This is a genomic window from Acidobacteriota bacterium (assembly GCA_016196065.1).
Taxonomy (GTDB): domain Bacteria; phylum Acidobacteriota; class Terriglobia; order Terriglobales; family Acidobacteriaceae; genus Acidiflorens.
This window is the reverse complement of record JACPYL010000027.1, coordinates 228257-242041: the sequence shown is the minus strand read 5'-3', so window position 1 is coordinate 242041 and position 13785 is coordinate 228257. Positions and strand designations below refer to the sequence as shown.

Sequence of the window (13785 nt, the reverse complement as noted above, 5' to 3'; positions counted from 1 at the left end):
CATCATCGAACAAAGGACGGCATTCCATGACGGCATCCCGCAAGGTGCGATGTATAGCGGCTTTGTTTCTTGTTGTTGTGTTGACGTCCTTCGCTGTTTCCCAGACCGCTCCTCCCCCGACTGTTTCGCCGGCCGTTGCACGGGCGCAACATTTGCGCCGCGGCATCAATCTCAGCGAATGGTTCGCGCAGGTCTGGGACAAGCGCGGCTACACGCGCGAGCATTTCGAAACATGGACGACCGTCGACGACATTGCTCTGATCAAATCCATGGGCTTCGATCACGTGCGATTGAGCGTCAACCCGCAGCCCATGTTCACGATGAACCAGCCGCAGAAGCTCCCGCCGGAATATCTGTCCTATCTCGATGCCGCGGTGAAGATGATCCTCGACCACGGCCTGGTCGTCGTCATCGACATGCATCCCGAAAGTGACTTCAAGCAACGCCTCGCGAAAGATGACTCGTTCGTCGAACAGTTCTCTGACTTCTGGCGCGCCGTCGCACAACACTACTCCGCATGGGATCCCGACCGGGTCATTTTTGAAGTTCTGAACGAACCCGAGTTAGGCGACCGCTACCGCTGGGTGGGCGTACAGACGAAACTCGCGTCCGCGATCCGCGAAGGCGCTCCGAAGCACACGATTATTGCGGCTGGCGCACGATGGTCGGACGACGACGACCTGCTGTTTCAAGAACCCCTGCGGGATCCGAACGTGATTTACAACTTCCATTTCTACGAGCCGCACATCTTCACTCATCAGGGGGCGACCTGGGGAGAATACTACTGGCACTGGCTGAAGGGACTGCATTATCCCTCGACGCCGGAAACAGCGGAACAGGTTGCGATGCTTGTGCCAAGCGAAGTGGATCGCTTGCGAGTCATCCGCTATGGACGTGATCACTGGGATGCCGCCCGCATGGAGTCAGAAATGAAGCAAGCCGCCGAATGGGCTGACCGGCGCGGCGTTTCGCTGGTCTGCAATGAGTTTGGCGTTTACCGTATGGCCGACCCGCAAGACCGCGTTGGCTGGATTCATGACGTCCGCGTCGCTCTCGAACACAATAAGATCGGCTGGACGATGTGGGACTACTCTGGATCGTTCGGCGTGGTGACGAAGAAAGACGGCCGCGCGATTCCAGATGACGGCGCGTTGAAGGCGCTGGGGCTGAAGTGAAGCTCACTCAGATCGTCTGTGCCTTCCATTTCCCGCGCTTGAACAGCACTGCGCTCGACGCTGCAATGGCGCACTCCGCGATCACAATTGCGTAGAACACTCCATCCGAATGCCATCGCATCGGGATGGCCAGCCAGTACGCGAGCGGGATCTCCAGCAGCCAGAAGCCGAAGAAATTCACGATCGTGGGCGTGACTGTATCCCCGGCCCCGTTAAAGGCCTGCAGCATGACCATGCCGTAGGCGTATCCGATATTTCCGTAGCTGACGATGCGCAGGCATTTCGCCGCCAGCGGAATCACTTCCGGATCCTGCGTGAACAACCGCACTATTGGTTCTGCAAAAAAGATGAACAACAAGCCGATCGATCCCAGGAACAGCATGTTGTAGAAGCCAGTGCGCCATACGGCCTGCTCGGCGCGCTCCGGCTTCTTCGCTCCCAGGTTTTGCCCGACCAGCGTGGCGGCAGCGTTGCTCAGTCCCCAGGACGGCAGAATGAGAAACACGACGATGCGAATTGCGATCGTGTATCCGGCGAGCGCATCAGCGCCAAAGATGCTCACGATCCGTACCAGGCCAATCCAACTGGTATGCGCAATGGCAAACTGCAGGATGCCAGTCAACGACACGCGTACCAACCGCAAGAGCACTTTGAGGTCGACGCGAATCTGGCGCGTGAGAATGCGGATGCGTTCACTCCCGCGCAGCAAGCGGTAAAACTGATAGCCAACGCCGATGCTGCGTCCCGTGAAAGTGGCCAGAGCAGCGCCGGTGACACCCATGCGCGGAAATGGTCCCCAACCAAAAATCAGGCAGGGATCAAGCACCAGATTGATGATGTTCGATACCCATAGCAGGCGCATCGCGATCGCCGCATCACCTGCGCCACGAAAGATCGCGTTGTTCAGGAAGATCATCAGGATCGCGCCACTCCCGCCGAGCGCGATGCGGGCGTAGCCGCTGCCCATCACCACGATGTCGTTCGACGCGCCCATCAGGCGAAGCAAGTCCGGTGCGTAAATGAAACACGGGATCCCGATCGCGATTGAGGTGACCAGCCCCAGCACAATCGCTTGCACTCCGGCAACCGCTGCACCTTCGGGATCTTTTTCTCCGATACGACGCGATACCATCGCCGTGGTCGACAAGCTCAACCCGATGCCCACCGCAAATATCAAACTCAGCAGCGATTCCGTGAGGCCGACGGTGGCAACCGCGTTGGCGCCGAGCCGTCCGACCCAGAACACGTCGACGACCGCGAATAGCGATTCCAGCACCATCTCCAGAACCATGGGCACGGCGAGCAACAGGATCGCCCGGTTCAAACTTCCGGTTGTGTAGTCCTGATGAGATCCGCGGATGGCTTCCCACAGCGACTCCCACAAATTCTTAGAGGCGGGCTGTAGAGTATCGATTGTCGACACTGATTCCATAAATACCTGACAAACTTTCTACCCGTCGCTTTCTCGAAAAGCGAATGCAAAACGGCGTGGCTGGACAAATTGAAACGTAGAGATGATCCGCACGGGCGGGATCAAAAGGCGAGCGATTTAAAGGCGGACAAGCATCGGAAGTTTCCTTCGCAGATCGGCGGCAGTCAAATCAACCCACCGAGTTCAAATAGTCTACCCGGACACAGCGGTCCTCGGCAACGGGAATGGACTAGTCCAGACTCCCCTGCTCGATCACGACGTTCTCGCGCACAATCAGCCGATGGGCAGCCATCTTCCGCAGGTGCGGGATCACGCGACTGACATGTTCGTCGGTGTCCACGAACGTAAGGACTACGGGTAGCTCTCCTCCGGCTTCCACCAGGTGCGCGGTCCGGACACGGCTTCGTCCTAAAAATCCAGCGACCGCATGGAACACGACCGCTCCGAAAACATTCTCTTCCCGCAGATATTTCAATATCTCGAGATGCAGCGGCCGATGCTGCCAGGAGTCGCCTTCGGTCAAGTAAAGGGTAACTTGGACTGCCATTTCGCCTGCCATTCTACAACCCGCGAGCCAGAGCAGCACCCACCATCACCGCCACCAGGCACAGCACGGTACTGGTTAAGATGTTGAAACTCGCCAAGGTCCACTGGCCTTGCTCCATCAGCGCAAAGCTCTCGAAGGCGTAGCTCGAAAACGTAGTGTACGAACCGCAGAAGCCGATCGCGATCAGCAACCGCCAGCGCGGATCAAGCAGCACACGTTCGGAGGAGTAAGCGAGGAAGAAACCAAGCACAAGACTCCCTGTGACATTAATGAGCAACGTGCCATAGGGAAATGCGGATGAGACATTTCGTGCGACCAGACCATTCAGAAAGTAGCGGGTAGACGCTCCTGCCACGGCGCCCAAAGCGATCCAAAGATAGTTCAAGAGGGAATCCTCTCACAGAAATTTGTCGACACTTCTGTAGGAGTCATCAGCCCAAAGGGCGGTTAATGGCGAACCCCATCACCGAAACCCAGTATAGCGGAAGGCCTGTGTTCACTGGCGATTAAAGCGCACCGAGGCCCGGACGGCGATGTATTGGAGATGAAGTCTCCGCCACGTCTGCTGGCGCAGAAATCTCTGGCGCGGACTTTTACAGACCTTTGACGTGCACATGACACTCGGCACTCGTGGCGTAGATAAGCTGCCCCTCAGATCGAAACTGCGGAACCAAATCACCGCACCATCAATACGATTGGAGTGTAAAAATGGCACGCGAAATCCTCCCAGCCACTACACCGATAGCACCTGAATCTACTTCCCACAGCGAATCCGCATATTCAGCGCCGAGCGTCCAACGGCGTTCTTTCCTCAAGGGACTGGGCGTTGTCGGCACAGCACTGTCGACGAGCTCACTACTGTCAACCATGGCTCAAGCGCAGGAACGCAGCGATATCATTACAGTCGGAGACGTAGCCATCCTGCGTTTTCTGGCTGCGGCGGAGATTCTTGAGACCGATCTCTGGCAGCAGTACAACGAACTCGGCGGCATCCAGGACAGCGAGGTTCCGGGCGGCAGCGGCAGCAAGCTCTATACCAGCGGACTCGAAATCCTCGACGAAGACATGCCCCAGTACATTCATGACAATACCGAAGACGAGCTAACTCACGAGGTCTTCATCAATGCCTATCTGGTTTCGAAGGGCGCGGAGCCGGTGAGTCTCGAGCAATTCCGGAATCTGCCCAGCAGCCAGGCCACGGGCGCGCAGCAGATTGGCCGCCTTACAAACCTGATGCAGCTTTCCGTCGATACCACCTGGTTTACCCGCTATCGCAGCCGCACCGGCAATCCCGATCTCGGCGACACCTTCATGCAAGCCGTTCCGAGTATTGCCATGGGGCAGCACCCGGCAATTCCACGGACGGATGACGACGTGCAGCCGGATCCCTCGAAGCCACACCACATCTCGGATCTCACGCAGGCGATCGCGAACACTGCGGGGTTCCACTTTGCGACGATCGAACAGGGCGGCACCAGTCTCTACGCCATGCTTGCACAGAGAGTAACCAGCCTGGAAGTGCTGCGCATCGTGCTCAGCATCGGCGGAACGGAGATCTGTCATTTCCAGACATGGTCCGACAAAGCAGGCAACGCGCCGCCTTTGAGCGTCGTGGATCCCGTGACTGGGCTAACCGTGACGTTCCCCGACCTGAATGCTCCTCCGCTGGGCGGCGAAGATTTTCAGACCAACCTGATCATGCCCGAGCCCACTGCTTTCCTAAGCAGGAAGCTCCCTGCATGTTCGATCATCCGTCCAACCGCGACCAAGGGCGCGGCCATGGGCGCGGTGAGAGCTTTAACGGCAGACGGTCTGTTCATTGGCCAGTCGAAGGAGTTCTTCAAATTCATGAAGACGTTGGCGACGCAAGCGGATCTTGCCGTGCGGCAGTAAAGAAGATCAGTGGAATCGGGTCGACCGTAGCGGCGGCGTCGTCCCGGCGGCAGTTGTGGGGGCAGAGTATCTCGCCCCCACCTGCCGGCAAGATACCCGTGCTACGCGTGGGATTTGGTCCTACGCAAACTCCAATTCAATCTTTTTGGCTTCTTTGTCGAGTTTCGTGATCTTGAATTTACGAATCTGCCCGCTCCGAGCGCTCTCCGGCTTGGTCTCGGCTGCAGGTGGACCGGTCTTCCATCGTGCCTGCAACATCGAGCCCAACGAAGATAAATCTGCCTTCCCTGACGACGGAAGCGCCGCCGGTGCCGCTTTCGCAGCAGGGTTCGAATCCATGCGACAAGCTGCCAGAACGCCCTCCCCCAATTCCACTTTTGCGTGTTCGCCCGACACTTCGACCATCCGGCCCGTCACAACATCGCCTTCCTGATGCTCGACGATGTACTCATCCAATCCCGAGGGCACCAACTGCTTCATGCTCAACCGGATGTTTCGTTTCTCCAGGTCGATGGCGAGCACCTGCGCCTTGACGACCTGTCCAACCTTCAGCACATCCTGGGGATGATTGATGCGCTTCTCGGCGCTGATCTCGCTGATGTGGATCATGCCCTCCACACCTTCCGCCGTTTGAACGAATGCGCCAAACTTGGTGATGTTCGTAACTGGTCCTTCGATCACGGAACCGGGGGCGAGTTTGCGCGCGACCTCGGCCCAGGGATCGCCGAGCGCCTGTTTCAATCCAAGAGCAATGCGGCGCTCAGCTGGATTTATGCCAAGGATTACGGCCTCAACCGTCTCACCCGGTTTCACAACATCGCCGGCTGTGCGCACGCGCTTCGCCCATGACATTTCAGAGATGTGGATCAATCCTTCAATGCCGGGTTCGATTTCGACAAATGCACCAAAATCCATCACGCGTGTGACGGTGCCGCGGACGCGTTCGCCGGTCTTGTATTTATCCGGCACGACATCCCAGGGATGCGCCTGCAGCTGCTTCATGCTGAGCGAAATGCGCCGCTTGTCCGGTTCGATTTTCAGAATTTTCGCTTCGACCTGATCGCCTACGTTGAGGACATCAGCGGGCTTCGCAATCCGTTGCCACGAGATTTCGCCCACGTGCAGCAGGCCGTCCACTCCACCGAGATCGACGAACGCGCCGTAATCGGCGAGGCTTCGCACCGTGCCCCGCACCGTGTCGCCTTCTTTCAATTCCGAGAAGCGGCGCTGCCGAGTAGCGACGTCCTCCTCTTCAGAGATGATGCGACGGTCAACCACCACATCTTCTTCGGTGACGTCGAGCTTGGTAATCCGGCAACGAATTTCCTGTCCGACGAGCTTCTCCATTTCCGTAGCTTCACGCGTCCCGGTGCGTGACGCCGGCATGAACGCTCGGACCCCGACATCAACTGTCAGCCCACCCTTCACCACACCGGTCACGGTCCCGACAATCGTCGTCTTCTCGTTGAATGCTTTTTCGAGCGCGTCCCAGTCCGCCGGACGTTCCACTTTTCCGCGCGTGAGTTCGTAGTAGCCCTCCGGATTGCGCCCTTTGACCGAGATCAGCAGCTTGTCACCAGGCTTCGGCTGCTCACGGTCATTTGCGAACGCGGCCAGCAACATGATGCCTTCGCTCTTGTATCCAATGTCGACCAGCACGGAGTCTGCAGTCACGGCCACCACTGTGCCTTCGCGCGGCTTGCCAGAGTCTTCCGGCTTCCGCTTGTGACTCTTCTCGTACTGGGAAAATGCGTCGGCGAACGATTCGGTCGCCTCTGGAATGGGCTGGTTTTCAGGTGTATTGGAATCAGACATGAGAAGTAGATCCTTACCGCAGCAACGCTTCTAAGATAACACCGCCACACGTGGGCGATTTGAACCAGATTTTGCGGCGCTTTCGGCGCGTCTTTCTTCCGTCAGGCTTTGAACACGGCGCCGGCAAGAAGAACCATCATCAGCAGGATGCCGTCCGTAATCACGACCAGGGACGCGATCCAGATCACCGCCACGGTGCGCTCCTTGTCGGCGGTGGGCAAAGTAATTCCGATCATCTTATGGAGAACGATGACCGCCCCGCTGAATGTCCTGGGAGGGAGTATCCCGCTCGCAATTCCAATCGCGAACAGGACCATCACAATGTTCGTTCCCACGATGACAATCACTCGCTTCCTCGGTTCGGCGTTACTCTTAAATCGTAGCATCGACCGCCTTTGTCCCTGCCTTGACACCCTGATTTCAGGCCGTTATTCTTAAGTATTGCTCCCAGTGAGACTTACGTCTCTGTGCGCACTTCCGCGGGCCTTTGCGGTATGGAGTGGGGGCGGCGGAGGTTCCGATGTTCATCGAAATCAAGGATTTAGAGACAAACCCGATCGATTTCCGGGAGCAATACAGCCCCGGCGCGATCGACCTTGGACCAGAGTTGCGACAACTGACTCCCCTGCACACCGAGGGACGGGCAGATCTGGTCGAGGAACATCACGGCAAGCATAAGATCATCCAGGACATCCGGCTGCAGGGCAAGCTGGCGACGAGCCTGCAAGCAGACTGTGCCCGGTGCGTTGAGCCGGTGATTCATGAACTGACCAGGGAGTTCGACTTGCTGTACCGGCCCCTGGGTTCCGACGCTGGACGCGACGAACTTTCGGTGACCGACGCGGAAGCCGAGATCGGCTATTACCAGGGCGAAGGGTTGCTGCTGGAAGATGCCGTCCGCGAGCAAGTGTTGTTGGCTTTGCCACTCAAGATGGTTTGCCGCGAAGACTGCAAGGGCTTATGCCCGCAATGCGGTCAGAACTTGAATGAAGGTGCGTGCGCCTGTGTACCGCCGGTTCAGGACTTACGCTGGTCGGCGCTGAAAGAAATACGGGACAAATTGAATCAATAATTGAGTTCTCAGTTCTCTGTTCTCGGTTCTCAGTGAGGTCGTTCTGCTGAGAGTCGGGAACTGAGAACTGAGAACCAAGAACTGAGAACTTCCACAAATGCCAAATCCAAAACGACGACATTCCAAGATGCGCACGGCCAGCCGGCGCGCTCATGACTCGCTCTCCAAGCATTCCCTGTCGGAATGCCCCAACTGTCACGAGAAGAAGATGCCGCATCGCGCCTGCGCGAAGTGCGGACACTACAAGGGCCGCGAAGTTCTTGAGGTCAAAGAGAAGTCCTAGTTTGCTCCCGCAATGCCTAGCTTGATATGCCTAGCGTAATCGCTCTGGATGCGATGGGCTCCGACAAGGCGCCCAAGCCCGAGATCGAAGGCGCCCTGCAAGCGGCGCGTCATCACGGCGCGCGCGTTTTATTGGTCGGACCCGAGCAAGTCCTCAAGGCCGAACTGGAGCGCTATCCCGGCGCACGGCGGCCAGCCATCGACGTCGTCCATGCCAGTGAAGTCATCACCATGGACGACAAAGTCGAAGCCATCCGCGCGAAACGCGACTCGTCAATCCGCGTCGGCCTGCGCCTCGTCCGCGATGGCAAAGCCGACGGTTTCGTCACCGCCGGCAATACCGGTGCTGCGATGGCCACGGCTCGCATGGTACTTGGCTCACTTCCCGGCGTGGATCGTCCTGCCCTCGCTGCCGCGTTTCCGACCGTTCTGAACACCGCCGCGGTCTTGATCGACGTCGGCGCCAACGTAGACTGCGAACCCATGAATCTCGCGCAGTTTGCCATCATGGGTGACATCTACTGTCGCGCAATTTTTGGCAAGAAACGTCCGCGGGTTGGACTGCTTTCCATCGGCGAAGAGGAATCCAAAGGCAACGAACTCACGCGCGAAGCGTTCAAGCTTCTGAAGCAACTACCCATCGATTTCATCGGCAACGTGGAAGGACGCGATCTTTATAACGGCGAAGTCGATCTGATTGTCGCCGATGGCTTTGTCGGCAATGTCGCGCTGAAGACTTCTGAGGGTGTAGCGAGACTGGTCCGCGCTGTTTTGAAAGAAACGCTAAAGAGTACGATCACGCGGCAGGTCGGCGCTCTGCTTTCGCGCAACGCATTTTCGGACTTCAAGAAGCGCCTGGATCACACCGAATATGGCGGGGCACCGCTGCTCGGCGTGAAAGGCGTGTGCATCATCACGCACGGATCCTCGAACACGAATGCCATCAAGAACGCCATTCGCGTCGCTTCTGAATTTGCCGAAGGCCAGGTAAACGAAACCATCGCACGCGAACTGACAGGCCTGCAAGCGGCAACAGCGGTTACAACTCCGTAACTTTTCTACATTCTTATCTCAACTATGAGCTCATCATCTCCTATCGCGTTTCTCTTTCCCGGACAAGGGTCTCAGGCCGTCGGCATGGGCAAGGAACTGGCTGCCAACTATCCAGTCGCCCGGCAGACCTTCGAGGAAGCCGACGACGCCCTGCGCTACAAACTTTCGCAACTGTGCTTTGAGGGACCGGAAGACAAGCTCAAGCTGACCGAGATCACGCAACCCGCGATCTTGACCGCGTCCATCGCAGCGTTTCGGGTGTTGCGCGAACGAAGCCCCAAACCAGACTTCGTCGTCGGACACAGTCTCGGCGAGTATTCCGCTCACGTCGCTGCCGGCACATTGAAGTTTGTGGACGCCTTACGCGCTGTCCGTAATCGGGGACAGTACATGCAGGAAGCTGTCCCGGTCGGTGTTGGTGCGATGGCCGCCATCCTCGGCATGCCGCTCGACAAGGTCACCGACATTTGCCACGCATCCGCGCAAGGCGAAGTCTGCCAGCCTGCCAACATCAATTCACCGGAGCAGATCGTCGTCTCCGGACATGCGGCAGCGGTCCAGCGCGCCATCCATCTGGCCACGGAACGCGGTGCCAAGAAAGCTGTCAGCCTTCCCGTAAGCGCCCCCTTCCATTGCGCCCTGATGCAGCCCGCGCAAGACCGCCTTGCAATTGATCTGCAGAAACTGGACTTTCAGAATCCCGCTTGCCCGGTGGTTTGCAACGTAGATGCCGCCCTCATCACCGAGGCGGAACCTGCGCGAGCCGCATTGATCCGCCAAGTGACAGGATCGGTGCAGTGGGAACCCTCGATCCGCCTGCTGATCGAAAAGGGCATCAATATGTTTGTCGAAGTCGGTCCCGGGAAAGTCTTATGGGGACTGATGCGGCAGATCGATCGCTCGAAGACCTGCTTGACCGTGGGCGATGAAGCATCGCTTCAGAAGACCTTGTCGCAATTTTCCGACACGTCGGTCTGATGTTTTCGGAGCCGTGGCCTGCTCCACGCCTAGTACGGATAGACCGTCAGCGTTTTATCCGATTTTTGCACGAAGATACGGGCGTGATCGGCGCGATCGTTGACGATCACTTCCACCAGCACTCCTCCGTTGGTGGATACCGGACATCCAATCAAACGCAGCAGCACGGGACAGTCAATGCTGTGCGACTTCACCACTCCCCATTCGCCGCCCGGCCCCCAGTCACGATAGAAATCCGAATAGCTGTACTGGGAGTACTTCTGCATGTGTTGCCGCCAGTCCGGGTCGTGGAAATAGATGCCATACGCGCCTTCGTAATTCTTGTTTTGCAGGGCCGAAAAGAATCGGTCGACCGCATGTTCTTCGGGCCAGTTCCGGTACATCCATCCGAGTAGCGCCATAACAATGACGGCCACGACGGCCACGATGTTCCTGATCTTGCGTCGTTTCTCTTTCGCGGGATCGTACTGCTGCGCGTCGAGCAATGTCATCCTCTAAGCATATCGGAACCCGGAGCCCTTGAAAAAGTTCCCGACGCGCCTTTAAAGGTTCCTCTTGGTTCTGCCGATGAATCCCCCAGATGAATGACCTTGGCTCAAATCCAGCTGCAGCCCAGAGTGCTTTGAGCGCAAAACCGCAGGCCACAGCTGCTTCACACCAGCAGGAATGGCCGCCTCTTCTTGAATTGGCCGCACAGGAAGTATTCGACATCATGCTGGATGGGCCGCTGGGACAGGCAATGCCATCCCAGGCCGAAGCGGGAGAGAATTTCACCGCCATGGTCGGGCTGGCGGGCTCGTTGCGTGGAGTGGTCACCTTCTTCTGCGGAGCCCAACCGGCACATCAGATTGCCGCCCGCATGCTGAGACTCGATGCTGCTTGTTCCGAAGAACAAGTCTGTGACGCGATTGGTGAGATTTGTAACATGATTGCCGGAAATTTTAAGAATAAACTTACCGGCCTCGACAAGCCTTGCCTGTTGAGTGTGCCCGCCGTCGTGACCGGCCGTGCGTACCGCTTTCATTCCCTGGCAGGCGGCGAGTCCTTGGAAGTCATGCTCACATTAGCCGGCTGGCCGCTCATTGTCCGGCTCGATATTCACGCCTGAACGATTCCCCGATGTTTTGCCGTAAATCTTTGCCCAGCATGCCCCGGCAACATTTGCCTGCGCGACTGCATCCTCCGATTGATTCCGCATTGTGGTTGACTGTAAATCACACAAGGCATGAGTCCTCTCTCCCGGAGGATCGTACTTGGAGAGCGCTGGAGCCCGGCGTGCATCTCCCTTCTCAACAAGGGAGAAACACACTGTGGACAGCGGATTCTATGCAGCCTGCGCCGGACTGCGAGCCCAGGGTCAGGCGCTCGAAGTGGCGGCTCACAATCTCGCCAATCTGAACACAACGGGATTTCGCGGTCAGCAGACGTCGTTTCAAAGCCTGGTCGCAACCGCGCGGCCCAGCCTTCCCAATGTGCTCAATGTCGCCACCAATAATTTCGGTGTGCTCGAAGGCACCGATCTTGATCTTCAGTCCGGCAGTCTGCTGACAACCGGCAATCTGCTCGATGTTGGCATTGAAGGGAAAGGCTTCTTCGCCATTCAAACCGCCCAAGGGACGCGCTACACCCGCAATGGCAACTTCCGCGTAGCACGGACGGGCGAACTGATCTCCGCGAACGGCGATCCGGTCCTCGGAGAGAACGGAATCATCCGAGTCCCGGCAGGCGCGATTTCGATCAGTGCGGACGGAACGCTATCCGTGAACAGCGCGGTGGCGGGGAAGATTCGGGTCGTGGATTTCGCTCCCGGTACTCATCCGGTCTCCGAAGGCGACATGCTGATCAACGCCCCTGCAGCCAGCGTGGTGCCGGCGCGCCAAGCTTCTCTTCGCCAGGGTGTATTGGAATCGTCCAACGTGAATGCCATTGGCGCCGTCATGGCGTTGATCGCCGTGCAACGCGAAGCGGAGATGATGCAACGCGCGTTGTCGTTGTTTCATACCGAATTCAACCGCATTGCCGCAAACGATTTGCCCCACGTGTAGCTGGTTGTGATGAGCGTGATGAGTTCAACTTTCAGGAGGCGCGATGATCCGGGCTTTATATACCGCTGCCAGCGGGATGCAGGCACAACAGTTCAATCTGGATACGATCGCCAACAACCTGTCAAACTCCAGCACCGCCGGCTTCCGGCGGCGGCGACTGCAATTCCAGGACTTGCTCTACCAGAACCTGGTCATGCCGGGCACGGCCGCAACCCAGCAGACGACCGTGGCAGCCGGGCTGCAAATTGGCCTTGGCACCCGTTCGGCAGCTTCTGAAATTATCCAGTTGCAGGGTGACATGAGCGCCACCGGCAATCCGCTCGATCTGGCGATCGAAGGCCAGGGATTTTTCCAGGTCACACTGCCTTCGGGGGAAACCGGCTACACGCGCAGTGGGACCTTCCATCTCGACGCCCAAGGCAATGTCGTTACGGCTGACGGCAATGCCCCGGAACCTTCGATCACGATTCCGCAGGGCGCGACCTCGATCACGATTGGTTCCGATGGCACGGTTTCGGCGACGCTGGTCGGACAGCAGGCGGCGCAACAGGTAGGAAATATCCAACTCGCGCTGTTCGCAAATCCGGGCGGGCTGAATAGTATCGGCAAAAATCTGTTCCTCGTCACCACCGCGTCCGGCGACCCCACGGTCGGAACGCCCGGCGGCACCGATGGTCTGGGAGAAGTACAGCAAGGATTTATTGAAGGATCGAATGTCAGCGTAGTCGATGAATTTATCCAGATGATTGTCGCGCAGCGTTCGTACGAAGCCAACTCGCGGGTCGTGAAAGCCGCGGATGAGATGTTCCAGCAAATCAACAACCTGGGAAGGTAGAGGGTAAACCGTGAAGAAAACAACCATGCTGTCCGCAATTTCCCTCGCTGCCGGAATCGTCCTGACCCTCGGAGCGAGCACGTCCCTTCCGGCACAGAACGCGCGGCCGCAGCTGACTCCCATAACTCGCGAGGAAGTGTGGCAAGCCGTCAGCGGAGAACTCCGGCAGCGCGGTGTCCGCGAAGAGCAACTGCTCGCCATCGATGAAATCGAACTTCCCACCGCCGTGCCTGCTGCCTCCAGCCGAACGTTGCGGGTTTCGATGGTTTGCTGGGACGCGGACCTCGAGCGCGCCCAATTCCAACTGGAATGCCGCCAGCCAGGAGAATGCGTCCCCTTTCTGGCCTACGCAGACGCTGGCCGTTCCACCGCGATGGGTTCGGCCAGGATTTCCGGCAGTGCGTGCCGCGCCGCATCCCGTCCGCGAACGGCTGGCGCTGCGCCCCATAAAACCCTGATTCGGGTCGGGGATCAGGCCACGGTCGTCTTTCGTGGCAGCCAACTGAACCTGACCGCGCTCGTGACCTGCCTGGAACGCGGAGGCGAAGGGGCCATCGTCCGAGTACGCAGCCAGGATGGGCAGATCTTTCGAGCTCGCGTGGCCGCGCCGGCACGTCTCGAAGCACTCACCCAATCTGCGACGCGGTAATCCATATCG

Annotated in this window: 16 protein-coding genes; 10 read left to right on the top strand and 6 right to left on the bottom strand. The window is 58.1% G+C overall.

Annotated features, from left to right (window positions below; all coding sequences use genetic code 11):
* The first annotated feature begins 26 nt into the window (after positions 1 to 26).
* Positions 27 to 1175 carry a glycoside hydrolase family 5 protein gene (locus HY010_22220; GenBank protein MBI3478453.1) on the top strand — a complete coding sequence of 383 codons (1149 nt, stop codon included), beginning with the start codon at positions 27 to 29 and terminating at the stop codon, positions 1173 to 1175.
* A gap of 7 nt (positions 1176 to 1182) precedes the next feature.
* Here HY010_22220 and HY010_22215 read toward each other — a convergent pair whose 3' ends face one another.
* The 3 genes from HY010_22215 to crcB all read right to left on the bottom strand — a co-directional run bounded on the left by HY010_22215 (position 1183) and on the right by crcB (position 3518).
* On the bottom strand, positions 1183 to 2607 hold the full coding sequence (locus HY010_22215) for an MATE family efflux transporter (protein MBI3478452.1): 1425 nt from the start codon (positions 2605 to 2607) through the stop codon (positions 1183 to 1185).
* 229 nt (positions 2608 to 2836) lie between these two features.
* Positions 2837 to 3166, bottom strand: coding sequence for a DUF190 domain-containing protein (locus HY010_22210; GenBank protein MBI3478451.1), 330 nt, complete (start codon positions 3164 to 3166; stop codon positions 2837 to 2839).
* Position 3167: 1 nt separating this feature from the next.
* Positions 3168 to 3518, bottom strand: a complete 351-nt coding sequence (crcB, locus tag HY010_22205; GenBank protein ID MBI3478450.1) for a fluoride efflux transporter CrcB — start codon at positions 3516 to 3518, stop codon at positions 3168 to 3170.
* A 377-nt stretch (positions 3519 to 3895) separates the two neighbouring features.
* On the opposite strand from crcB, the gene HY010_22200 reads away from it, so the two are divergent.
* Positions 3896 to 5047 carry a hypothetical protein gene (locus HY010_22200; protein ID MBI3478449.1) on the top strand — a complete coding sequence of 384 codons (1152 nt, stop codon included), beginning with the start codon at positions 3896 to 3898 and terminating at the stop codon, positions 5045 to 5047.
* Between the two features lie 120 nt (positions 5048 to 5167).
* Here the strand turns inward: HY010_22200 and HY010_22195 are convergent, their stop codons facing one another.
* Both HY010_22195 and HY010_22190 read right to left on the bottom strand, forming a co-directional pair.
* The gene (locus HY010_22195; protein MBI3478448.1) at positions 5168 to 6862 is read right to left on the bottom strand and encodes a 30S ribosomal protein S1; all 1695 of its coding nucleotides are present in this window, start codon (positions 6860 to 6862) and stop codon (positions 5168 to 5170) included.
* A 101-nt stretch (positions 6863 to 6963) separates the two neighbouring features.
* Entirely contained in the window at positions 6964 to 7209 is a 246-nt protein-coding gene (locus HY010_22190; protein ID MBI3478447.1) for a hypothetical protein, read from the bottom strand.
* A 173-nt stretch (positions 7210 to 7382) separates the two neighbouring features.
* Here HY010_22190 and HY010_22185 point away from each other — a divergent pair, with 173 nt between their 5' ends.
* The 4 genes from HY010_22185 (at position 7383) to fabD (ending at position 10247) form a co-directional block, all read left to right on the top strand.
* Complete coding sequence (locus HY010_22185; protein ID MBI3478446.1) at positions 7383 to 7934, top strand: DUF177 domain-containing protein; 552 nt, start codon at positions 7383 to 7385, stop codon at positions 7932 to 7934.
* Positions 7935 to 8031: 97 nt separating this feature from the next.
* Entirely contained in the window at positions 8032 to 8217 is a 186-nt protein-coding gene (gene rpmF / locus HY010_22180; protein MBI3478445.1) for a 50S ribosomal protein L32, read from the top strand.
* Positions 8218 to 8243: 26 nt separating this feature from the next.
* On the top strand, positions 8244 to 9269 hold the full coding sequence (gene plsX, locus HY010_22175; GenBank protein ID MBI3478444.1) for a phosphate acyltransferase PlsX: 1026 nt from the start codon (positions 8244 to 8246) through the stop codon (positions 9267 to 9269).
* 24 nt (positions 9270 to 9293) lie between these two features.
* Entirely contained in the window at positions 9294 to 10247 is a 954-nt protein-coding gene (gene fabD / locus HY010_22170) for an ACP S-malonyltransferase (GenBank protein ID MBI3478443.1), read from the top strand.
* Positions 10248 to 10276: 29 nt separating this feature from the next.
* Here fabD and HY010_22165 read toward each other — a convergent pair whose 3' ends face one another.
* Entirely contained in the window at positions 10277 to 10738 is a 462-nt protein-coding gene (locus HY010_22165; protein ID MBI3478442.1) for a hypothetical protein, read from the bottom strand.
* Between the two features lie 89 nt (positions 10739 to 10827).
* Between HY010_22165 and HY010_22160 the strand changes: the two genes are divergently transcribed.
* From HY010_22160 to HY010_22145, 4 genes are all read left to right on the top strand, one after another.
* Positions 10828 to 11355, top strand: coding sequence for a chemotaxis protein CheX (locus HY010_22160; protein ID MBI3478441.1), 528 nt, complete (start codon positions 10828 to 10830; stop codon positions 11353 to 11355).
* Between the two features lie 202 nt (positions 11356 to 11557).
* Positions 11558 to 12292 (top strand): flagellar hook basal-body protein, encoded by a 735-nt coding sequence (locus tag HY010_22155; GenBank protein ID MBI3478440.1) that lies wholly within the window; start codon positions 11558 to 11560, stop codon positions 12290 to 12292.
* A 43-nt stretch (positions 12293 to 12335) separates the two neighbouring features.
* A complete protein-coding gene (gene flgG / locus HY010_22150; protein MBI3478439.1) occupies positions 12336 to 13127 on the top strand; it encodes a flagellar basal-body rod protein FlgG in 792 nt (263 codons plus the stop codon).
* A 10-nt stretch (positions 13128 to 13137) separates the two neighbouring features.
* Entirely contained in the window at positions 13138 to 13776 is a 639-nt protein-coding gene (locus HY010_22145; GenBank protein ID MBI3478438.1) for a flagella basal body P-ring formation protein FlgA, read from the top strand.
* The last annotated feature ends 9 nt before the right edge of the window (positions 13777 to 13785 follow it).

What these genes read in the sequence shown, in the direction of transcription:
- HY010_22220 (MBI3478453.1), top strand. Translation starts at nt 27, where the DNA reads ATGACGGCATCCCGCAAGGTGCGATGTATAGCGGCTTTGTTTCTTGTT.
- HY010_22215 (MBI3478452.1), bottom strand. Translation starts at nt 2,607, where the DNA reads ATGGAATCAGTGTCGACAATCGATACTCTACAGCCCGCCTCTAAGAAT.
- HY010_22210 (MBI3478451.1), bottom strand. Translation starts at nt 3,166, where the DNA reads ATGGCAGGCGAAATGGCAGTCCAAGTTACCCTTTACTTGACCGAAGGC.
- HY010_22195 (MBI3478448.1), bottom strand. Translation starts at nt 6,862, where the DNA reads ATGTCTGATTCCAATACACCTGAAAACCAGCCCATTCCAGAGGCGACC.
- HY010_22185 (MBI3478446.1), top strand. Translation starts at nt 7,383, where the DNA reads ATGTTCATCGAAATCAAGGATTTAGAGACAAACCCGATCGATTTCCGG.
- rpmF (MBI3478445.1), top strand. Translation starts at nt 8,032, where the DNA reads ATGCCAAATCCAAAACGACGACATTCCAAGATGCGCACGGCCAGCCGG.
- plsX (MBI3478444.1), top strand. Translation starts at nt 8,244, where the DNA reads ATGCCTAGCGTAATCGCTCTGGATGCGATGGGCTCCGACAAGGCGCCC.
- fabD (MBI3478443.1), top strand. Translation starts at nt 9,294, where the DNA reads ATGAGCTCATCATCTCCTATCGCGTTTCTCTTTCCCGGACAAGGGTCT.
- HY010_22165 (MBI3478442.1), bottom strand. Translation starts at nt 10,738, where the DNA reads ATGACATTGCTCGACGCGCAGCAGTACGATCCCGCGAAAGAGAAACGA.
- HY010_22160 (MBI3478441.1), top strand. Translation starts at nt 10,828, where the DNA reads ATGAATGACCTTGGCTCAAATCCAGCTGCAGCCCAGAGTGCTTTGAGC.
- flgG (MBI3478439.1), top strand. Translation starts at nt 12,336, where the DNA reads ATGATCCGGGCTTTATATACCGCTGCCAGCGGGATGCAGGCACAACAG.